Source organism: Curtobacterium sp. NPDC098951, assembly GCF_044759965.1.
Classification (GTDB): Bacteria; Actinomycetota; Actinomycetes; order Actinomycetales; family Microbacteriaceae; genus Curtobacterium.
This window is the reverse complement of sequence record NZ_JBIWAG010000002.1, coordinates 52,308-72,564: the sequence shown is the minus strand read 5'-3', so window position 1 is coordinate 72,564 and position 20,257 is coordinate 52,308. Positions and strand designations below refer to the sequence as shown.

20 protein-coding genes are annotated in these 20,257 nt (G+C 71.9%); 10 read left to right on the top strand and 10 right to left on the bottom strand.

From position 1 onward, the window contains the following. The first annotated feature begins 59 nt into the window (after positions 1–59). Positions 60–1,259, top strand: a complete 1,200-nt coding sequence (locus tag ACIQUC_RS05080) for an amidohydrolase (protein ID WP_402264022.1) — start codon at positions 60–62, stop codon at positions 1,257–1,259. 88 nt (positions 1,260–1,347) lie between these two features. On the opposite strand, the gene ACIQUC_RS05075 is transcribed toward ACIQUC_RS05080, so the two are convergent. Next, positions 1,348–2,238 carry an aminodeoxychorismate lyase gene (locus ACIQUC_RS05075; RefSeq protein ID WP_402264019.1) on the bottom strand — a complete coding sequence of 297 codons (891 nt, stop codon included), beginning with the start codon at positions 2,236–2,238 and terminating at the stop codon, positions 1,348–1,350. 34 nt (positions 2,239–2,272) lie between these two features. Further along, positions 2,273–2,623 (bottom strand): hypothetical protein, encoded by a 351-nt coding sequence (locus tag ACIQUC_RS05070; RefSeq protein WP_022908622.1) that lies wholly within the window; start codon positions 2,621–2,623, stop codon positions 2,273–2,275. A 96-nt stretch (positions 2,624–2,719) separates the two neighbouring features. Here ACIQUC_RS05070 and ACIQUC_RS05065 point away from each other — a divergent pair, with 96 nt between their 5' ends. Continuing rightward, the gene (locus ACIQUC_RS05065; RefSeq protein WP_402264016.1) at positions 2,720–3,256 is read left to right on the top strand and encodes an 8-oxo-dGTP diphosphatase; all 537 of its coding nucleotides are present in this window, start codon (positions 2,720–2,722) and stop codon (positions 3,254–3,256) included. On the opposite strand, the gene ACIQUC_RS05060 is transcribed toward ACIQUC_RS05065, so the two are convergent. The 3 genes from ACIQUC_RS05060 to ACIQUC_RS05050 all read right to left on the bottom strand — a co-directional run bounded on the left by ACIQUC_RS05060 (position 3,253) and on the right by ACIQUC_RS05050 (position 7,142). After that, positions 3,253–3,537: a hypothetical protein gene (locus ACIQUC_RS05060; RefSeq protein WP_022905776.1), complete on the bottom strand. Its 285-nt coding sequence runs from the start codon at positions 3,535–3,537 to the stop codon at positions 3,253–3,255. The two genes, ACIQUC_RS05065 and ACIQUC_RS05060, sit on opposite strands and share 4 nt — an antisense overlap. A 143-nt stretch (positions 3,538–3,680) precedes the next feature. Then, entirely contained in the window at positions 3,681–5,309 is a 1,629-nt protein-coding gene (locus tag ACIQUC_RS05055) for an ABC transporter permease (RefSeq protein WP_402264013.1), read from the bottom strand. A 144-nt stretch (positions 5,310–5,453) separates the two neighbouring features. Then, positions 5,454–7,142, bottom strand: coding sequence for a sodium:proton antiporter (locus ACIQUC_RS05050; protein WP_022908619.1), 1,689 nt, complete (start codon positions 7,140–7,142; stop codon positions 5,454–5,456). 116 nt (positions 7,143–7,258) lie between these two features. Between ACIQUC_RS05050 and ACIQUC_RS05045 the strand changes: the two genes are divergently transcribed. The 3 genes from ACIQUC_RS05045 (at position 7,259) to ACIQUC_RS05035 (ending at position 10,480) form a co-directional block, all read left to right on the top strand. After that, a complete protein-coding gene (locus tag ACIQUC_RS05045) occupies positions 7,259–8,515 on the top strand; it encodes an inorganic phosphate transporter (protein WP_402264009.1) in 1,257 nt (418 codons plus the stop codon). Further along, the gene (locus tag ACIQUC_RS05040) at positions 8,515–8,811 is read left to right on the top strand and encodes a hypothetical protein (protein WP_022908617.1); all 297 of its coding nucleotides are present in this window, start codon (positions 8,515–8,517) and stop codon (positions 8,809–8,811) included. The genes ACIQUC_RS05045 and ACIQUC_RS05040 overlap by 1 nt, the downstream gene beginning before the upstream one ends. A 196-nt stretch (positions 8,812–9,007) precedes the next feature. Continuing rightward, a complete protein-coding gene (locus tag ACIQUC_RS05035) occupies positions 9,008–10,480 on the top strand; it encodes an aspartate ammonia-lyase (protein WP_042724125.1) in 1,473 nt (490 codons plus the stop codon). Between the two features lie 58 nt (positions 10,481–10,538). Here the strand turns inward: ACIQUC_RS05035 and ACIQUC_RS05030 are convergent, their stop codons facing one another. Both ACIQUC_RS05030 and ACIQUC_RS05025 read right to left on the bottom strand, forming a co-directional pair. Beyond that, a complete protein-coding gene (locus ACIQUC_RS05030; protein ID WP_402264005.1) occupies positions 10,539–11,630 on the bottom strand; it encodes a YihY/virulence factor BrkB family protein in 1,092 nt (363 codons plus the stop codon). Between the two features lie 101 nt (positions 11,631–11,731). Then, entirely contained in the window at positions 11,732–13,054 is a 1,323-nt protein-coding gene (locus ACIQUC_RS05025) for an MFS transporter (RefSeq protein WP_402264002.1), read from the bottom strand. A 69-nt stretch (positions 13,055–13,123) separates the two neighbouring features. Here ACIQUC_RS05025 and ACIQUC_RS05020 point away from each other — a divergent pair, with 69 nt between their 5' ends. The 3 genes from ACIQUC_RS05020 to ACIQUC_RS05010 are packed head-to-tail and all read left to right on the top strand — an operon-like array spanning position 13,124 to position 16,634. Then, a complete protein-coding gene (locus ACIQUC_RS05020; protein WP_022908613.1) occupies positions 13,124–13,495 on the top strand; it encodes an FKBP-type peptidyl-prolyl cis-trans isomerase in 372 nt (123 codons plus the stop codon). Then, complete coding sequence (locus ACIQUC_RS05015) at positions 13,495–14,331, top strand: aldo/keto reductase (protein ID WP_022908612.1); 837 nt, start codon at positions 13,495–13,497, stop codon at positions 14,329–14,331. Before ACIQUC_RS05020 ends, ACIQUC_RS05015 begins: the two co-directional genes overlap by 1 nt. A gap of 59 nt (positions 14,332–14,390) precedes the next feature. Then, positions 14,391–16,634, top strand: coding sequence for a HelD family protein (locus tag ACIQUC_RS05010; protein WP_402263998.1), 2,244 nt, complete (start codon positions 14,391–14,393; stop codon positions 16,632–16,634). A gap of 210 nt (positions 16,635–16,844) precedes the next feature. Here ACIQUC_RS05010 and ACIQUC_RS05005 read toward each other — a convergent pair whose 3' ends face one another. From ACIQUC_RS05005 to ACIQUC_RS04995, 3 genes are read right to left on the bottom strand one after another with little or no spacing between them, the layout of a single operon-like run. Then, positions 16,845–17,117: a protealysin inhibitor emfourin gene (locus ACIQUC_RS05005; protein ID WP_402263995.1), complete on the bottom strand. Its 273-nt coding sequence runs from the start codon at positions 17,115–17,117 to the stop codon at positions 16,845–16,847. A 28-nt stretch (positions 17,118–17,145) separates the two neighbouring features. Then, positions 17,146–18,195: a M4 family metallopeptidase gene (locus ACIQUC_RS05000; RefSeq protein ID WP_402263992.1), complete on the bottom strand. Its 1,050-nt coding sequence runs from the start codon at positions 18,193–18,195 to the stop codon at positions 17,146–17,148. A 34-nt stretch (positions 18,196–18,229) separates the two neighbouring features. After that, positions 18,230–19,276 carry a glycoside hydrolase family 6 protein gene (locus ACIQUC_RS04995; RefSeq protein ID WP_402263989.1) on the bottom strand — a complete coding sequence of 349 codons (1,047 nt, stop codon included), beginning with the start codon at positions 19,274–19,276 and terminating at the stop codon, positions 18,230–18,232. A 111-nt stretch (positions 19,277–19,387) separates the two neighbouring features. On the opposite strand from ACIQUC_RS04995, the gene ACIQUC_RS04990 reads away from it, so the two are divergent. Then, positions 19,388–19,834, top strand: coding sequence for a VanZ family protein (locus tag ACIQUC_RS04990; RefSeq protein WP_402263986.1), 447 nt, complete (start codon positions 19,388–19,390; stop codon positions 19,832–19,834). A gap of 101 nt (positions 19,835–19,935) precedes the next feature. Next, entirely contained in the window at positions 19,936–20,205 is a 270-nt protein-coding gene (rpsO, locus tag ACIQUC_RS04985) for a 30S ribosomal protein S15 (RefSeq protein ID WP_070416523.1), read from the top strand. Positions 20,206–20,257: the final 52 nt, after the last annotated feature.

Here is a 20,257-nt window from a genome sequence, read left to right as displayed (position 1 = left end):
AGGAATCTGCATGTCGTGTGCACGGCCGCGGTGTCCGTGCCCGTGGGTACCGTGGTGCCATGAGCAACTCCTTCGTCGTGACGAACGCACACGTGGTCCCCGTCGCCGCTCCCGAGTTCGACGGCGGCGCCGTCGTGGTCGAGGACGGACGCATCACCGCGATCGGCCCGGACGTCTCGCCCCCGGCCGGGCTGCCGGTCGTCGACGCCGCGGGCGCGTGGCTCGTCCCGGGCTTCGTCGAGTCGCACGGGCACGTCGGCATCCACGAGGAGGCCAACGGCGAGGTGGGCAACGACACGAACGAGATGACCGGCCCGAACATGGCCGGCGTGCGCGCCATCGACGCGATCGACATCGACGACGAGGGCTTCCGTGACGCCCTCGCCGGCGGCATCACCTCGATCGTCGTCAAGCCCGGGTCGGGGAACCCGATCGGTGGCCAGACCGTCGCGATCAAGACCTGGGGCGGCCGCACGATCGACGAGCAGCTCATCTCCGACGCGGTGAGCATCAAGAGCGCGCTCGGCGAGAACCCGAAGCGCGTGTACGGCGGCAAGGGCCAGACCCCCTCCACCCGGCTCGGCGTCGCGAAGATCATCCGCGACGCCTTCGTCGAGGCCCAGAACTACCGTGCCGCCCGCGACGCCGCGGCCGCGAAGGGCGACCCGTTCGCCCGCGACCTCTCGAAGGAGGCGCTCGTCCGCGTCCTCGACGGTGAGCTCGCGTGGGACCAGCACACCCACCGCCACGACGACATCGCCACCGCGATCCGGCTGGCCGAGGAGTTCGGGTACCGCCTCGTCGTGAACCACGGCACCGAGGCGCACAAGATCGCGCACGTCCTCGCCGAGAAGGACATCCCGGTCATCTACGGCCCGCTCTTCACGAGCCGCTCGAAGGTCGAGCTCCGCGACCGCGGGATCCCGAACCTCGCGGCGATCGCGGCCGCCGGGGTCCGTGTGGCGATCACGACGGACGCCCCGGTCGTCCCGATCGGCATGCTCGTCGACCAGGCCACCGCCGCGGTGAAGGAGGGGCTGCCCCGGCAGACCGCGCTCGAGGCGCTGACGACGAACCCCGCCGACTTCCTCGGGTTCGGGGACCGCGTCGGCCGCCTCGCCGAGGGCTACGACGCCGACCTCGTCCTGTGGGACGGCGACCCGCTCGACGCGACCAGCCGCGCGACGCGCGTCTGGATCGCGGGCGAGTCCGTCTTCGAGTGGGCGGACGGTACGGGCGTCACCACGCCGCGCTGGTAGCGACCGCAGCCGGACGGGAGGCGCGGTGCGGGCCCGCACCGCGCCTCCCGTCGATCGCGGGGTCAGCCCACCGACGGCACGGCGGGTCTCAGACCTCGCGCGCGAGCAGGAAGTCGTTGATGCGCGTGGTGAGGGCCGCGTCGATCTCCCGCGCGACGCCGTTCACCGACCGGATCGGGGCCGCCTGCCGCACGCTCGAGACGAGCCAGGCCGCGTCGGCGGCGTGGAAGTCGTCGAGCGTCACGAGCTCGTACGCGGTCTCGATCCCGGCGTCCTCGGCGAAGCGGAACACGTCGGCCTGCGTCGTGCCGGCGAGGATCCCGATGTCGGTGCGCGGCGTCACGAGCCGACCGCCGACGGACAGGATCAGGTTCGCGCGCGTGCCCTCGAGCACGTAGCCGTCGGTGGAGACGAACACCGCGTCGTCGGCGCCGCGTCGACCGGCCTCGCGGAGTGCCGCCATGTTCACCGCGTACGAGAGCGTCTTCGCGCCCTGCAGCAGCCACGGCGAGGTCCGCTCGACGTCGTGCCGGTACCCGCGGTCGAGCGTGACGACGGAGATGCCCTCGGTGCGGGCAGCCGTCGAGTCCGGGGACGGTGCCGCGTAGACCCACCCGGTCGGTCGCCCGGAACCCTCGACACCGCGCGTGAGGACCGTCTTCACCGCGGCCTCGCGCACCGGGTCGAGCCGCGCGCACACCGCCTCGATCGCCTGTCGCCAGGCGTCGACGTCCGGCGCGGGCAGGTCGAGCATCGCTGCCGAACGGGTGAACCGGGCGAGGTGCGGCTCGAGCGCCTGCGGGTGCCCGTCGATGACCGTGATCGTCTCGAACACCCCGTCGCCGCGGATGATCCCGAGGTCCTGCACCTGGATGTGCTCCTCGAGCGGCTTCGCCCACGTGAACGTGTCCGCCGCGGGGTCGTGCGGTGCGGCGTCGCGGGAGGGCTGGTTCAGGACGGCGAGGACGGTTTCGGTCATGGGACCATCCAACCGCAGCCCGACGGCGAGCGGGTCAGCCGGCCTCGGGCAGCGCGCCCATCAGCTTCCACACCGCCGGCGTGAGCTCGGGGTGCTGCAGCGCGATGCGACGCAGGCGGTGGTACTCCTCGCCCATCCGGGTGCCCTGCCCGGACGCGGGGTGCATCGACCACTGCGCGCTCCGCTGCCCGATCGCGGCGTCGAGCTCGACGGCGTCCGCGCGGAGGATCAGCACGACCTGCTCGTCGACGGTGGGCAGCGTCGGCATGAACTCCCACGGGTCCTCGCCCTGGCGGCTGCGGTGCTCGACGATCATCGAGATCTCCTCGGCCGCCTCGGCGCGCAGCACTTCGAGGCTGCGCCCGGTCCTGCCCGGCTCAGCCATGGTGCCCCCGCAGCACGCCTGCCATGGAAAAAGCGTACGCCACTTCTCGGCAGCGCCCGGACGCCCCAGCGCCGCGGCGTCCGCCACACTGGACGGGTGACTCCACGCGATATGAGCAAGTCCCAGCACCCCGCCGTGGTCGTGGTCTACCTCGTGCGCGACGGCGCGGCCGGACCCGAGGTGCTCCTCGGCGAGAAGCGGCGCGGCCTCGGCACGGGCCGGCTCGTCGGCCCCGGCGGGAAGCGGGAGCCGGGCGAGAGCGCGGTCGAGACCGCGGTGCGCGAGGTCGCCGAGGAGGTCGGCCTCGGGATCGAGACGGCCGACCTGGAGGCGCGGGGCACGTTGGACTACCGGTTCCCGTACCGTCCGTCCTGGTCCCAGGTCTCGGACGTCTTCGTCTGCCGCCGCTGGCAGGGCAGCCCGTCGGGCAGCGACGAACTCGAACCGCGCTGGGTCCCGGTCGACGCCGTGCCGTACGACGCGATGTGGGACGACGCGAAGTACTGGCTGCCGGGGGTGCTCGGCGGGGGCACGGTGCGGGCGCGGTTCACCTTCGCCGAGGACGACGCCACCGTGTCCGGCTACACCGGCACCGGGGTCGCCGCGCCGTCGGACGCCGAGCGGGGCGCCTAGCGCGTCTGCGTGCGGGTGCTGCCGGTGCGGGCTTCCTCGGCGGCGGCGATGACCTCGGCGTCACCGCTCCGGCCACCGAGCGGGCGCACGAAGAAGTCGATGATGCCGAACACGATCGCGCCGATCATCGCGAACATCGCCCAGCCGACGAACAGCCCGGCGACGTTCCGGCCGTCGGCGGGGGCGAGCAGGACGCTCGCGGCGTAGAACCCGACCGTCAGCACGAGGAACACGACGACGACGGTGACGAGGACGCGGTGCCAGGCGATGCGCGGGTTCATCCCCCCAGGATACGCGCCGGCCGCGGCGGATCGGTCCGCCGAGGTACCCCGTGCGCGTGCATCGTGCGACGTTCCACGCGTCGATCGACTCGCGTGGCGTCGGAGTGTGCGCACGCCCGGGGCACGCGACCGCCCTCCGGGGCCTAGCGGTCCGCGTGCCGCCCGTGCGGACGCTCACCGGCGCCGTCGACGGCGTGACCCGGTGCGTCGACGCGACCCGGTGCGTCGACGCGACCCGGTGCCCTGGAGCCGTCGGCCCGTGGGACGGGACGGGTGCGGGGGCCGGTACCGGCGCCTCCCGGACGCTGCGCCGGACCGGGCCGGTCGCTCCGCACCACCGGGATGCGACCCGTGGGCGTCGTCTCGGTCTCGAGCCCGTCGCGGCCGCCCATGAAGACGTCGCCGCCGACGCGCTCGTCCTCCCAGTCGTCGTCGCGGAGGACGCTCAGCGTCCCGGTCTCCGTCGAGGTCAGGCCGTGCCGCTCGAGCTCGGCGTCGCGCTGCTTGCCGAGGAACTCGCGGTTCGCGTTCTGGGCGTCCTGGAACATCGTGGTGCGGCCGGTGACGATGGCGCGGATGCGGCGGCGCTCCCACCACTTCTTGCCGAAGTACATGAGGACGAGTCCGGCCCCGGCGTAGCAGGCCATCGTGATGAGGCCGCGCGAGTACGACGGCCCGACGCCGTAGATCTGGTGCTTGATCATGTCGACCATGCTCGAGCCGACGACGACGTGGTTGAGCCACGCGAACGGCTCCGGCATGAACCACTTCGGGTAGGCGCCACCGGACGACGGCATCGACAGGAAGACGAAGCAGATCATGGCCGGCGCGGCGATGAACCGGCCGACGAAGTAGCTCAGGCCGTTGACCGCGAGACCGATCGCGACGATCCAGCCCCACGCGATGAGGACGAGCGGGAGGAAGTGGCCGTGGATCGCGCCGACGACCGGTCCCGCGAGGGTGTTCGTGATGAGCGAGATGACCAGACCGCCGACGACGATGACCGCCATGCGGGTGCGGTGCCGGAGCGGGCCGCCCATGATGCCGATGAACATCGCGACCATGTAGCCGCCGATGCACCAGGCGAGCATGACGTACATGGGGACCGTGCCGTACTCGTCCCATGCGGGGAGCGGGGCGAGCTCGGTCACGGTGGGGGCGGTGACGCCGATGCCCGTCAGGACGGTGCTGAGCGTCACCGGGACGAGCGAGGCGACCTGGAACTGGTGCGCCGTCGCCTTGAAGACCTCGTTCGTCGACGGGTCGTAGGCCACCGCCATGGTGCCCGCGAGCACGTCCCGCTTCGCCTGGGCGAGGGAGTCGTAGGTGTGGAAGAGGTACTCACCGGGGAGCGCCTTCTGCATCGCCTGGACGAGGGTCGGGTCGCTGCCGACGAGGGCCACGGGCACGTCGTGCGGGTGCGGGGCGTGGAAGGCGAAGACGTAGCAGAGGCAGAAGCCGACGATGAAGAACAGCGGCATCCAGAGCTGCAGGCCGATCAGCTGGAGCGAGGGGTGCAGCGTGCCGAACCAGCGGCGGTAGCGGCTGATGCGCTGCGGCTGGGGGACCGGCGCCTGTCGGACACGACCTCCGCCGGTCTGCCCGGTGCGAGCAGGGCGGGTGCCGGCGACCGGGGCGCCGCGTCGGGGCTTCGACCCGCCGCGGGTGGACGGGCGTGTGGCGCGCGGCTTGGGAGCAGCGGACTGCCGCGGCCCTCCGTCACGATCCGGGAGGTCGTTGTTCCTGGGGACGTCGTTCCGCGGCGTGCTCACTCGGCGATGCGCTCCTGTTCTGGGTCGGGCCGCCAGGATACGCCCGGGTCCCTGGCCGCGCCCGGCCTGCGGCCGGCCGGCGGCCCGCGCCTGCCTGGCGGCCTGCGCCCACCCGGCGGCCCGCGCCCGGCCGGCCGCGACCCGTCAGGACCGGCTGCGCGACGCCTGCGCCGAGTCCATCGCGAGCTCCTCGGCGTCGAGGGTCACGAGCACGCGGCGCATGACCTCCTCGTCGAGGTTGCCCTTCTCGCGTTCCTCGAGCACGATCTCGCGCCGCCGGTCGAGGAGCTCGCGCCGGATGTCCTGGATCTGCGCGCCCCGCAGTCGCATCGGGGCGTTCCGCTCCTCGTCCTCCTCCTCGAGCGCGTCCTGACGGAAGGTCTCGACCTGCCGTTCGAGACGCGCCTTCAACCGGTTCACGACGGAGTCGACGGCGTCGGCCCCGTACTGCGCCGACCAGTCCGGACGCCGCTTCTCGAGCAGCTCGATCGCCGCCTCGGTCGTGCGCTGGTTCAACCGCATCTCGCTGCGGACGTCCTCCTCGCCCTCGGCCGGGTCCTGCACCTTGAGTGCCCGGATCACGAACGGCAGCGTGAGTCCCTGCAGCAGGAGGGTCCCCACCGTCACGATGAACGCGATGATGAAGATGGTGTCCTGGGCCTTGATGTCGACGGGGTTCGCCACGACCGACACGGCGGCGGCGAGGGTCACCACGCCGCGCATGCCCGTCCACGAGATCACGGTCAGCTCGCGCCAGTTCAGCTTCGGTTCGGCCGTACCGCGCATCCACCGCAGGGACGGGTGCCCGCGGGACAGCTTGATGCGCAGGGGCCGGAACCACCTGCCGTTGAAGCGGTTGCGGACGTAGGACTCGAACACGAACAGCGGCCGCACGAGGATCACCACGACGAGCACCACCGCGGCGGCGGTGAGGGTCTGCCCGAGGCTCCGTTCGCTCTCGACGAGGTCCTGCACCACGGTGTTGAGCTGGAGGCCGATGAGGGCGAAGACGAAGCCCTCGAGGATGACGTCGATGCTCGTCCAGAGCGGACGCTCCTGCAGTCGGGTCGCGTAGCCCTCCTTCGGCGAGTTGTAGCCGATGTAGAGACCGGCGGTCACCACCGCGATGACCCCGGAGCCGGAGAGGTCCTCGGCGAGGATGTACGCGACGAACGGCAGCAGGATGCTCATGATCGTCTCGACCACCGGGTCGTTGATCCGCATCCGGATCCAGTGCACCGCGACGCCGAGGACGATGCCGACCGCCAGCCCGACGCCGATCGCGAGGCCGAAGATCCCGAGGTCCTGCCAGATCGTCAGCGAGGTGCCCGCCGCGATCAGGGTGAAGACCCGCACGAGCGTCAGGGACGCGGCGTCGTTGATGAGGCTCTCGCCGGACAGCACCGTCATGACGCGGCGGGGGAGCCCGAGCTTCCGACCGATCGCAGCGGCGGAAACGGCGTCCGGCGGGGCGACGATCGCGCCGAGCAGGATCGCGGCCGGCCAGTCCATGTCGGGGATGATGATGTACGCCGCGAGCCCGACGGCCAGCGCCGTGATGATCACGAGGAAGATGCCGAGTCGGCGGATCTGCTTGATCGACTGCCGGAAGCTCTGCCACGACACGTCGAGTGCCGCCGAGTAGAGCAGCGGCGGCAGGATGATCGTCAGGATGACCTCGGAGTCGATCTCGATCGGCGGCAGCCCCGGCAGGAACGACGCCGCGAGGGCGACGGCGGTCACGAGCAGGGGCGCCGGCAGTCCCTTGGCCCGGGCGAACCCGGTCACCGCGAGCGATCCGACCAACAGGATGAGGAGCTCGACGGTGTCCATGGCGTCCATTCTTCCATCGGAATGGTTCCGATCCTGAACGACTCCGCAGGCGGGATGAACGACAGGTGAACGACAGGGTTTGCCAGGGGCCGTCCCGCCTGGGACACTTGCCCGCGGTGGACATCACACTCATAGTCGTCCTGGTCATCGCGTTGGCCCTCTTCTTCGACTTCACAAACGGTTTTCACGACACCGCCAACGCGATGGCGACACCGATCGCAACGGGCGCCATGAAGCCCAAGGTGGCCGTCACGGTCGCCGCGGTGCTCAACCTCGTCGGTGCGTTCCTCAGCACTGCGGTGGCGACGTCGATCTCGCACGGCCTCATCAACGAGGGGCCGGGTGGCGTCGCGATCACCCCCGAGATGATCTTCGCGGGCCTCATCGGTGCGGTCGTCTGGAACATGATCACGTGGCTGCGCGGCCTGCCGTCGTCGTCCTCGCACGCGCTGTTCGGCGGGCTCATCGGTGCCGCGATCGTCGGCGCCGGGTTCGACGCCGTGAACTACGCGGCGCTGCTGACGGTGGTGATCATCCCCGCGTTCCTGTCGCCGGTGATCGCGGCGCTCGTGTCGTTCCTCTCGACCCGGATCGCGTACCGGATCACCCGTCGCCCGGTCTTCCCGAACGAGCGCGGCGGCTTCCGCATCGGCCAGGTCTTCACGAGCTCGATGGTGTCGCTCGCGCACGGCACGAACGACGCGCAGAAGACGATGGGCGTCATCACGCTGACGCTGATCGCCTCGGGAGCGCAGTCGACCGAGCAGGGCGTGCAGTTCTGGGTCGTGATCGCCTGTGCGCTCGCGATCGCCCTCGGCACGTACACCGGCGGGTGGCGCATCATCCGCACGCTCGGCTCGGGCATCACCGAGATCCGCGCGACGCAGGGCTTCGCGGCCGAGGCCTCGACGGCGGCGACGATCCTCGCCTCGAGCCACCTCGGGTTCGCGCTCTCCACCACGCAGGTGTCCTCCGGCTCGATCATCGGTGCCGGCCTCGGCCGCCGCGGGTCGAAGATCCAGTGGTCCACCGCGGGCAAGATCGTCATCGCCTGGTTCATCACCCTGCCGGCTGCTGCCGCCGTCGGTGCGGTCGCCTCCGGGATCGCCCTCCTCGGCGTCACCGGACTCGTCATCGACGCGGTCGTCGGTGCGGCGGTGATCCTCGGGCTGTACCTGTGGTCGCTCCGGAAGCCGCACGAGCAGGCTGCCGCGATCGAGGTGGACGTCGCCGCCAACGCGGTGTTCACCCGCAAGGAGCTGCGTGACCTGCAGCGGAAGAAGCGCGCCGAGACCGTCGCCGCGCGCCGAGCCGAGCTGAGCCGCGAGCGCACCCTGCGCCGCATGGCCGGTCGCAAGGGAGGACGTCGCTGATGGGTATCGACTGGTTCGCGTTCCTGACGGTCGCGATCGTCTCGCTCGTCGGCGCGTGCTTCGTGGTCACGGTCTACTCGATCGGCCTGCGCTTCTGGAGCGCGGCCGACACCCGCGCCGGCAAGTTCACCGTGAAGGACGACGGCACCATCGGTCCGGCGACGGTCGGGTTCCCGCACCCGTCGAACGTCACGACCGCCGTGCGCTGGCTCCGGACGCTGTCCGTCGCCTGCTTCGTCGTCTCCGGCGCGGCCGTGCTCTACGGCATCTACCTCATCGTCCCGCAGTTCCACTGACCGATCCGGCGCTGACCGGCGTGCGCGCCCTGGGCGCGACCCCCTGACGGCCCGGAGGCGCGGTGCCGGCCCGCACCGCGCCTCCAGGCCGTCTCCGCGTGGGTCCACCGCGCCGCCTGGATCGGGCGCGCGTCGCGACGCGCCCGCCCGGCCCGGGGCCCGGCCCCGACCGGCCGGACGGGCTACCCTCGTGGGCGTGACCGGCAACGAAGCAGCACAGACCCGTACCGAGACCGACTCCCTGGGGTCGCGCGACGTCCCAGCGGACGCGTACTGGGGCATCAACACCCTCCGCGCGCTCGAGAACTTCCCCATCACCTCGGTCCCGATCGCGGTCTACCCGGACCTCGTCGAGGCCCTCGCGACGGTGAAGCAGGCGGCGGCCCGGGCGAACAAGGCGATCGGGGTGCTCGACGCCGAGCGCGCCGACGCCATCGACCGTGCCGCGCAGGAGGTCCGCGACGGCGCGCTGCGCGACCAGTTCGTCGTCGACATCGTGCAGGGTGGCGCTGGTACCTCGACGAACATGAACACGAACGAGGTGCTCGCGAACCGGGCCCTCGAGCTCCTCGGGCGTGAGAAGGGCGACTACGCCTACCTGCACCCGATCGACCACGTGAACCGCAGCCAGTCGACGAACGACACGTACCCGACGAGCATCAAGCTCGCGATGATCCTCGGCGTGCAGCGGCTCACCGAGCAGCTGTCCCTGCTGTCCGACGCCTTCGCCGAGCGTGGGCACGCCTTCGCCGACGTGTTGAAGATCGGCCGCACGCAGCTGCAGGACGCGGTGCCGATGACCCTCGGGCAGGAGTTCACCGGCTTCGCGCACACCATCCAGGAGGACGTCCTCCTGCTCTCCAAGGTCATGCCGCTGCTCGCCGAGACGAACCTCGGTGCGACGGCGATCGGCACCGGGATCACGGCCGACCCCCAGTACCGCGACGAGGTGCGCCGGCAGCTGCAGGTCGCGTCCGGGCTCGACATCGTGACGGCGCCGGACCTCATCGAGGCCACGAGCGACGCCGGCGCCTTCATGACCCTGTCCGGCACCGTGAAGCGGAGCGCCGCGAAGCTCTCGAAGATCTGCAACGACCTACGGCTGCTCGCCTCGGGGCCGCAGGCGGGGCTCGGCGAGATCACCCTGCCCGCGCGCCAGGCAGGGTCGTCGATCATGCCGGGCAAGGTGAACCCGGTCATCCCCGAGGTCGTGAACCAGATCGCGTTCGCCGTCGTCGGCGCGGACACCACCGTCACCATGGCGGCCGAGGGTGGGCAGCTGCAGCTCAACGCCTTCGAGCCGATCATCGCCCACTCGATCCTGCAGTCGCTGCAGTGGATGGCGAGCGGCTGCGCGACGCTCCGGATCAACTGCGTGACGGGCATCGAGGCGAACGAGGCCAAGCTCGCGGCGCAGGTCGACACGAACGTCGGCGTCGTCACCGCGCTCACGCCGTACATCGGGTACGCGGCCGCGGCGTCGATCGCGCACACGGCACTGACGACCTCGACGCCCATCTCGACGCTCGTCACGGCGGCGGGGCTCATGGAGGAGGACCAGGTGCAGCGTGTCCTCAGCCCGGCCCGGCTCTCCGGGATCGAGCTGGCGACGGGGGCGATCCCGGTGGTCACCGAGGAGATGCTCGACCGGGCCGCGCGGGAGCGCTGAGCCGCGCGGGAGCGCGGGAACGCGGAATCGCGGGAGCGCTGAGCCGCGCGGGGCGCGTCTACGGCAGCGGCGGTTCGCCGACCCGCACCTGCCGGGCCATGTCCCGCAGGTGCGCCGCCGCCTCGGCCTCGGCCGGGTCGGCGTCCTCGTCGGCGGCCCGCTGCGCGGCGATCGTCCGGACGTGGTGCGCGGCGGCGATGTCGGCGTCCCGCCACCGGGCGAGCGTGAAGTTCCGCGTGACGTCCCGCAGCGGCAGCCGGATCGACTCGTCGGCCTCGATGCCGGCGAGCAGCTGGCGCATCCGGATCACCTCGGAGTCGAGCTCCCCGCCCACGACGAGCACGAAGTTCGAGATGTAGAGGTACACCAGCAGCAGGATCGCGCCACCGAGCCAGCCGTACGCCTTGTTGCCGCCGCCGACCGTCTCGACGTACAGCGAGAACCCGAGCGTCGCCAGCGCCCACGTCACGATCGCGAACCCGGCGCCCGCGGACACCCACCGCAGCTGCGGCGTCTTCACGTTCGGCGTGGCGTAGTAGAGCACCGCCACCATCACCACGAGGTCCGCGGCGAGGATCGGCCACTTCACGACGTTCCACAGGTCGTCGATCCACGGCGCCCACCCGAACGACCGGATGACGGCGGCGGAGATCGTCGGGGTGCCGAGCAGGATCACGATCGCGATCGCCCCGCCGGCCATCACGAGGAGCGTGACGAGGAGCATCATGCTGCGGAACTTCCAGATGCGCCGACCCTCCTCGACCTCGTACGCGGTGTTCATCGCCCGGCCGAACGCGGTCGCGTAGCCGGAGAGCGACCACAGCGTCAGGACGACCCCGATCGCGAAGCCGAGCCACGGGTTGTCGAGGGTGAGGAGCTGCCGGAGCGGACCCTCGAGGTGCGCGGCCGTCTCCGGGCGCACGATGAACCCGAGGATGCCGATGATGTCCTCGAGGCTGTCCCCCTGCCGGTCCACGATCGACAGCGCGGACACGACGGTCAGCGTCGTCGGGAACACCGTGAGGAGCGCGAAGAACGTGAGCGCCGCCGCCGCGTCGACGACGCGGTGCCGGATCACCGAGTGGTAGGTGCGCCGGACCACGGCGCGGACTCCCGTCCGCTGGAGGTCACGGGATGCGCTGTCCGGCATGCGTTGTACGGTACCCGACGCCTGCGGGCCGGGAGGTGCGTGCCGGGCCCGCACCGCGCCTCCCGTCCGGTGGGCGGTCGCGTCCGGCGGCCGCCCCGGCGTCAGTTCGCGTGCGGGTGCCGGGCGTCGTACCGGCGGAAGGACGGCACCGCACGGAGGAGCAGCGCGACCAGGCCGATGATGAGCACGCCGCCGATGATCGGCGGGTACGCGATGCCGGCGGCCACCACGAGCCCCGCGTAGAGGTCGCCGAGCCGCGGGCCCCCCGTGACGACGACGATGAAGATGCCCTGCAAGCGCCCACGCATGCCGTCCGGCGACGCCGCCTGCAGGATCGTGTTCCGGAACACCGAGCTGACGTTGTCCGCGCCGCCGGCCGCCGCGAGGAAGAGCGCCGCCAGGCCGAGCGCCGGCAGGATGCCGGTGGTGAACGCGTCGCCCTGGCGACCGCCGAGCGCGTGGGCGCAGGCGATGACCACGCCGAACGCCGCGATCGCGCCGCCGTAGGCGGTGATCGCCCAGCCGACCGCCTCGCCCTGGCGGCGGACGTGCCCGAGCGGACCGGAGAAGACGCTCGAGAGCAGGGCGCCGATCGCGTACGCGGCGGTGAGGGTGCCGACCGTGATCGACCCGCCGCCGATCACGAGCGCGCCGATCGCCGGGAAGAGCACGCGCGGCTGCCCGAACGTCATCGCGACGATGTCGAGCACGAACGTCATGGTGATGTTCCGGGAGCGTCGGAGGAACCGCGCACCCTCGACGAGCGAGCCGAGCCCCGGCCGGAGCGCGTCGCGGTCGGCGGCCATCCGCGGCAGGGTGAACACCCCGAGGAACGCGAAGGTGAACAGCACGACGTCGATCGTGTAGGTCGGGGCGAAGCCGACGGCCGCGATGAGCACGCCCGCGACCGCGGGACCCACCGTGACCTGGAAGCCCGAGGCGATGCCACCGAGGGCGCTCGCCGCGGGGAGCAGGTCGGTGCCGACCAGGCGCGGCACGATCGCCGAGCGCGAGGCGTTGCTGACGGTCGCGGCGACGGCGTTCACCGTGGCGAGCACGTACAGCAGGGCGACGCTGTGGAGCCCGAGCCAGGCGTGCGTGGCGATCAGGGCGACCGCGGCCCAGGCGATGATCGCGGACACGAGGGCGACCGTGCGCCGGTCGAAGGCGTCGGCGAGCATCCCGCCGTAGAGGCCGGCGACGATCATCGGCAGCAGCGCGATCACGCCGACGAGGGCGACCGCGAAGGTCGAGCCGGTGATGTCGTAGACCTCGAGGCCGACGGCGACGGTCGTCATCTGCGTGCCGATGCCGGCGATCGCGGTCCCGAGCCACAGCCTGGCGAAGGCGGGGGAGCGGCGGAGCGGGGTGAGGTCGGCGAGGAGACGGCGTCGGCGCGCGTCGGTCGGTGTGGATGATGTCACGGTGGAACCATTCTGGGGGCTGGACGGTCGGTGCGCCTGCCGTTGTCCACCTCTGGTTGACTGGCGGGCATGACTGACCTGAACAGCAAGCCCGAGTTCGACGCCCCCGAGGGCCCCGCCCCCACCGAGCTCGTCGTCACCGACATCGTCGAGGGCTCCGGCGACGTGGCCTCCGCCGGGTCGACCGTCAAGGTGCACTACGCCGGCGTCGAGTACGAGACCGGCGAGGAGTTCGACAGCTCGTGGAACCGCGGCGAGCCGATCGACTTCCCGCTCGCGGCCCTGGTGCGCGGCTGGCAGGAGGGCATCCCCGGCATGAAGGTCGGCGGGCGCCGCAAGCTCGTCGTCCCGCCGGAGCTCGCCTACGGCCCCGCGGGCGGCGGCCACTTCCTGTCCGGCAAGACCCTGATCTTCGTCATCGACCTGCTCGGGGTCCGCTGATGCAGGTCGGCGCCCCGACCATCGAGCTGAACGACGGCCACCGCTTCCCGGAGCTCGGCCTCGGCACGTACGGCCTGAACGGCGACGAGGGCGCGGCGGCGGTCGGCACCGCGCTCGCGGGCGGCTACCGGCTGCTCGACACGGCGCTGAACTACGGCAACGAGGACGCCGTCGGCAAGGCCGTCCGCGAGTCCGACGTCGCGCGCGAGGACATCGTCGTGACCTCGAAGCTCCCCGGGCGCCACCACGGCTACGACGAGGCACACCGGTCCATCGACGAGACCCTGGGCAACCTCGGTCTCGACTCCGTCGACCTGTACCTCATCCACTGGCCGAACCCCTCGGTGGACAAGTTCGTCGACACCTGGAAGGCCTTCGTCGACCTGCGCGACAGCGGCAAGGTGCGCTCGATCGGCGTCTCGAACTTCACGCCGGAGCACCTGCGCCGCATCGTGGACGCGACGGGCGTCGCGCCGGCCGTGAACCAGGTCGAGCTGCACCCGTACTTCCCCCAGGCGGAACTGCGGAAGGTGCACCAGGAGCTCGGCATCGTGACCGAGAGCTGGAGCCCCCTGGCGAAGCGGTCGGAACTGCTCAGCGAGCAGCCCGTCGTCGACGCCGCGGCCGCGCACGGGGTCGCACCCGGCCAGGTCGTGCTCCGCTGGCACGTCCAGATCGGTGCCGTCCCGGTGCCGAAGTCCGGCGACGCGGACCGGCAGCGCGAGAACCTCGACGTCTTCGGCTTCGCGCTGACCGACGACGAGGTGGCGGCGATCTCCGGCCTCGAGCGCGGACGCCTCTGGGACGGCGACCCGGACACGCACGAAGAGATGTAGGAAGTCTCACTTCGGGATGGGGGGACTACACTGGGTTCCCCTGTCCCGAAGGGTTGTGTGTGTCCGAACCGACCGAGATCGACCGCGAGCGCGGCTACGTGGACGGCCTCTTCGGCCGTCTCGACGAGCTGACCGCCGAGGCCGAACAGCGTCTCGCCGAAACCCGCCGCCAGGCGGTCGGCGGGAACCACCAGAGCCGCAGCGAGCGCGATGCGTACGCCCGGCTCTACGAGGACACCATCGTGACGCTCGAACGCGTCGGCGACCGGCTGGTGTTCGGTCGGCTCGAGGTGTCCGAACCGGACAGCGACGAGGACGCCTTCCGCTACATCGGCCGCGTGGGCCTGCGGGACCGTGACCACCGTCCGCTCCTGCTCGACTGGCGGGTCCCCGGGGCGAGCGCCTTCTACCAGGCGACCGCGGCGCACCCGATGGGCATGCGCGCCCGTCGGCACCTGACGCTCGACGGCCGCAGCGTCATCGGCGTCGAGGACGAGGTCTTCGACGCCAGCCTCTACGACGACGAGCGCACCCACCTGCAGGGCGAGGGCGCGCTCCTCGCCGCGGTCACCGCCGAGCGCACCGGCCGGATGACCGACATCGTCGCGACGATCCAGGGCGAGCAGGACCGCATCATCCGGTCGCCGCTCGAGGGCGTGCTCATCGTCCAGGGCGGCCCCGGTACCGGCAAGACCGCTGTCGCCCTGCACCGTGCCGCGTACCTGCTCTACTCCTACCGCGAACGACTCCGGGGCTCCGGCGTGCTCATGGTCGGCCCGTCGCCGGCGTTCCTCACCTACATCGAGCAGGTGCTGCCGTCGCTCGGCGAGACCGGCGTGGTGATGGCCTCGCTCGGCTCGCTCTACCCGGGCGTGCACGCCACCCGGCACGATCAGCGCGACGTCGCCGCGGTGAAGGGCTCGGCCGAGATGGCGCAGCTGCTCCGTCGTGCCGTGAAGTCCCGCCAGGTCGTCCCGACCGAGTCGGTCACGCTCGACGTCGAGGGGGAGCGGCTCGTCGTGCCGCCCGAGCTCGTCGCCGACGCCATGAGGCGCGCGCAGGACCGCGGGAAGCCCCACAACGCCGCCCGCGTCACGTTCAACAAGATCGCCCTCGACGCGATGACACGCCTGCTCGCCGAGCAGCTCCGTGAGCGCGGGACCACCGTCGACGAGGCGGACGAGAAGGTCCTGCGCGAGGACATCCGCTCGTCGTACGACGCCCGCGTGCTGCTCAACACCGCGTGGCTGCCGCTGCCGCCCGAGAAGTTCCTCGAGGACCTGTACGCCCGACCGAACTGGCTCGCCACGCTCACCCCGCACTGGACCCCGGAACGCCGGGCACTCCTGCTGCGCGACCGCGGTGCCGAGTTCACGGTCGAGGACGTCCCGCTCCTCGACGAGGCCGCCGAGCTCCTCGGCCCGTTCGACCCCACCGGCGGGGCCGCGAAGCGTGCGGCCAAGGCGAGCCGCAACCGCGACATCGAGAACGCCCGCCAGGCGATCGAGAACATGGGGGTCGAGGGCATCGTCACGGCCGAGCAGGTCGCCGGGTCCTTCGCCGAGGGCGGCGACCCCCGCTCCACGGCCGAGCGCGCCGCCGAGGACCGCGAGTGGACCTACGGCCACATCGTCGTCGACGAGGCGCAGGAGCTCTCGCCGATGCAGTGGCGCGTGCTCGCCCGCCGGAACCCGCTCCGGTCGTTCACCATCGTGGGCGACATGGCGCAGGGGTCCTCGCCCGGGGCCGCGCGCTCGTGGGACGACGTGGTCGGCGCCCTCGCCCGTCGTCGTCGGGGTCGTGCGCCGCTGGTGCCGATCGAGCACCGCGTCGAGGAGCTCACCGTGAACTACCGCACCCCGCGGTCGATCGTGCTCGCCGCTGGGGAGTTCGCCGACGCGGCGGGGTTGATGGTCACGAAGACCGAAGCCGTCCGCGACGGTGACCCCGTGCAGCGCGTCACGTCCGATCGGGCAGCGGTGCTCGACACGGTCGCCGCGCTCGTCGAGGCCGAACGAGCCGCGATCGGCAGCGGCACGACCGGTGTCATCGTGCCCGAGGCCGACGTCGACGCCGTCCGGGAGCGCTTGGCCCGGACGACGGCGGACGTCCGGTCGCTCGGGTCGCCCCGGCCGGGGTCCGTCACGGTGCTCACGGGTGCCGATGCGAAGGGCCTCGAGTTCGACGGCGTGCTGCTGGTCGATCCGGAGCGGGTCGGACAGGACGCGGCTCGTGCGGCTGCTGCCGTGTACGTCGCGATGACGCGCCCGACGCGTCGCCTGACCGTCGTCGACGTCACCTGAGGGCCGCCCGCGGCACGTCGTGCGCGCGTCGTGCGGGTCACGTCGCGCGCGCGTCGTGCGGGTCACTTCGCGCGCGCGTCGTGCGTCGTGCGAGCCACTTCGTGAGCAGGAATGGTCGGGTGCGCGCGGGCGACCCGACCATTTCTGCTCACCAAGCGCACTGGCGCGGGCGCGCGGGCGCGAGCGGACGGGAGGCGCGGGGCGCGTCCGTCAGGTCGGGGCGCCCTCGGTCCGCACGCGCGTCACGAGTGCCGCCCACGGGCCGTCGAGGCGGGTGCCGGGGATCGTGACCGTCGTCCGTTCGACGGTGATCGTCCACGTGAAGTCGTCGCGGACGCCCGGTGCCGGGGCGCTCGGGGCGTCGCGGGGGAGCGCCCCGACGAGCTCCGACCACCCGGCGGGGTCGTCCGACGCATCGGTGTCGACGCGCCACCCCCTGGTCGTGCCGGCGATGCCCCCACTGCGGCGGACGTCGATGTGCATGGTGCCGACGGTACGCCGACGGCCTGGTTCAGTCGAGCACGCTCACCGTCCGCCAGGCGTCCGCGACGGCGGTGTGCTCGGCGGAGCCGTCGCCGAAGCGGGTGCGGGCGGCGTCGACCGTGACGGCCGCGAACCCGGCGAAGTCGATCGACGCGGTCACCGCGCTCGACGTGAGGGCGTCCCACCAGACGGTGCCGGCCCCCTCCCACGCGTTGCCCCCGATGGCGGTGGCGGCGAGGTAGAACGCGTGGTTCGGGATGCCGGAGTTGGTGTGCACGCCGCCGGAGTCCTCGGTGGTGTCGACGTACCCGGCCATGGTCGCGGGCTGCGGGTCCTTGCCGAGCACCGGGTCGTCGTACGCGGTGCCCGGTGCCTTCATGGACCGCAGGGCGACCCCGTGCACCGCCGGTGTGAAGAGCCCCTCGCCGATGAGCCACGACGCCTGGTCGGCGCTCTGGCGCCTCGCGTACTGGGCGACGAGCGAGCCGAACACGTCGCTGATCGACTCGTTCAGCGCGCCGGACTGCCCCTCGTACGTCAGGTCGGCGGTGTACTGCGTCACACCGTGCGCGAGTTCGTGGCCGATGACGTCGACCGCGATCGTGAAGCGCTCGAAGACCTCGCCGTCACCGTCGCCGAAGACCATCCGGCTGCCGTCCCAGTAGGCGTTGTCGTAGTCCTGCCCGTAGTGCACCGTGGCGTCGAGGGGCAGCCCGACGCCGTCGATCGACACCCGTCCGAACACCTCGAGCCAGAAGGCGTGCGTGTCGCCGAGGCCGGTGTACGCCTCGTCCACCGCGGCGTCACCGGTGACCGGGTCGCCCTCGCGCCGGACGGTCGTGCCGGGCAGGGTCGTGCCCCCGTGGGCGTCGGAGATGGTCCGCTTCGGCGAACGGTCGACCGTGCCGCTGACGCCCTGCGGCGGAACCCGGTGGTCGTGCTTCGGTCGCTGCACGGTGTCGAGCGAGGCCAGCGCCGTCCGGGCGGCCGACGACGCACGGGGGAAGCCCTGGGCGTCGGCCACGGCGCGGAGCAGGTACGGCGGGACGACGGATCGGATGCGGTCGCGCGGGGTCATGGCGTCATGCAACCACCGGGCACCGACACCGCCCTCAGCCCTCCTTGCGGTTCTCCACGAGGGCGAGCGCGTAGGACTCCCACCACACGCCGGCAGGGGGTCCGCCGTTGCAGGTGCCGTCGCTCAGCCCGGGCGTCTTCACCCAGAGCAGGGCGTCGAGCCGGGTGGAGCCGCGGGTGACGTGCGGGGTCTGCCCGAGCCCCGCGCCCTCGGGGTTGCACCAGGTGCCGCGCCAGCCCTGCCCGTTGCGCGAGACGTCGATGACGAAGTGCGGGTCGCCCCCGATCGCGTCGGCGAGCCGGTCGGCCCAGGCGCGTTCCTGGTCGACGCGGTAGAAGTTGGACACGTTCGTGAAGAAGCCCTGCACCCGGTCGACCCCGGCCTCGCGCAGCCACCGCGCCATCGTCGCCGTCGGCACGCGGTTCTCGTTCCCGCCGTCGAGGTAGACGGTGAGGCCGTGCCCGGTGAGCTCGTCGACGGCCTTGCGGAGCAGCGGCAGGCGGTCGCGTTCGAGGCGCTTGCACACCTGGATCTGGGCGATGGCGTCGGGTTCGACCAGGACCACCGCGTGCGAGCCGGCCATCGCTCGCACTGCCGACCGGACCCACGGCAGGTACGCGTCCGCCGCGGTCCCGCCCTTCGAGTAGCTGCCGCAGTCGCGGTCGGGGACGTTGTAGAGGACGAACACCGGTGTCTTCCGTTGCCGCTCGGCGCTGCGGACGACGTCCCGGATGGTCTGACGCGTCTCGGACACCGAGGTGTTCGTCAGCCAGGTGGCGATCGGCTGGTCGGCGATCACGGCGATCTTCCGCGCCGTCGCGCTGTCGCCGTCGGCCCGCGCCGTGGCCTCGCGTCGGCCGGGTTGGTTCTCGGCGGCGGGCTGCTCGGCGAGTCCGCCGGGGAAGACCTCGGCCGCCGTCTTCCGCTCGGCGACCTGCCGGCCCGTCGGTGCGGTGTCTCGGGGGAGCACCAGCACGAGCGTCACGACGAGTGCGGCGACCACGACCGCGGCGAGCCCGATCCAGGTCCACTGGCGGCGGCCGGGGCTCCGGCGTGCACGGGTTCCGTCGAGGCTCGGCATGCGCCCATGCTCGCAGGTGTGACCCGCACGCGGCCAGGCCCGGAGGACGCACCGGGCGTTCACCCAGCGTGGCCGTCGGTTCTTGCCAGGACGGTGCCCCAGACTGTCCGGATGTTCCGGAAGCTCCTCCTCCTCGCCCTGACCGCGGCGTACGCCTGGGTGATCTGGCGGATAACCCTCACGCCGCAGGTCTTCACCTCGGCGCAGAACTCCCTCGTCCTGCACGCCATCGCCTGGGTGCAGCAGCTCCCGCACGGCGCGTGGTTCACGTACGAGCGCACGGAGTTCCTCGCCAACATCGCGATGTTCGTCCCCGTCGGCATGCTCGCCGCGCTCTGGCTCCCGCGTCGGTGGTGGATCCTCGGCGCACTCGTCGCCGTCGTGCTGTCCACCGGGATCGAGTTCGCGCAGGCCACCTACCTGCCGTACCGCGTCGCCGATCCGCGCGACGTCCTGTCCAACGGGCTCGGCGGCCTGCTCGGCGCCACCCTCGTCGGCCTCGTCCGGAGCCTGCTGCCGGCTCCGCGGCGGCGTCGACTGCGTGCCAGGACGGCGTGAGGATCTGGTAGTCTTGCGCGGTTGCCGTCGAACGGCCGCGGACAAAGAGCGCTCGTGCATCAGGCACGGGCACCGCGCAACGGACAGGAAGGGGATCATCCATGGCACTTGACGCGAAGGTCAAGCAGGAGATCATCGAAGAGTACGCGACCCACCCGGGCGACACCGGATCCCCCGAGGTCCAGGTCGCCGTTCTGACGCGTCGCATCAACGACCTGAACGAGCACCTCAAGGAGCACAAGCACGACCACCACTCGCGTCGTGGTCTGCTGCTCATGGTCGGTCAGCGTCGCCGTCTCCTCGGTTACCTCTCCGACGTCGACATCGCCCGCTACCGTGCGCTCATCGAGCGTCTCGGCCTGCGTCGCTAGTCGACCGACCCACGGCTTGACCGAACGCCCCGGCCCTCGAACGAGGACCGGG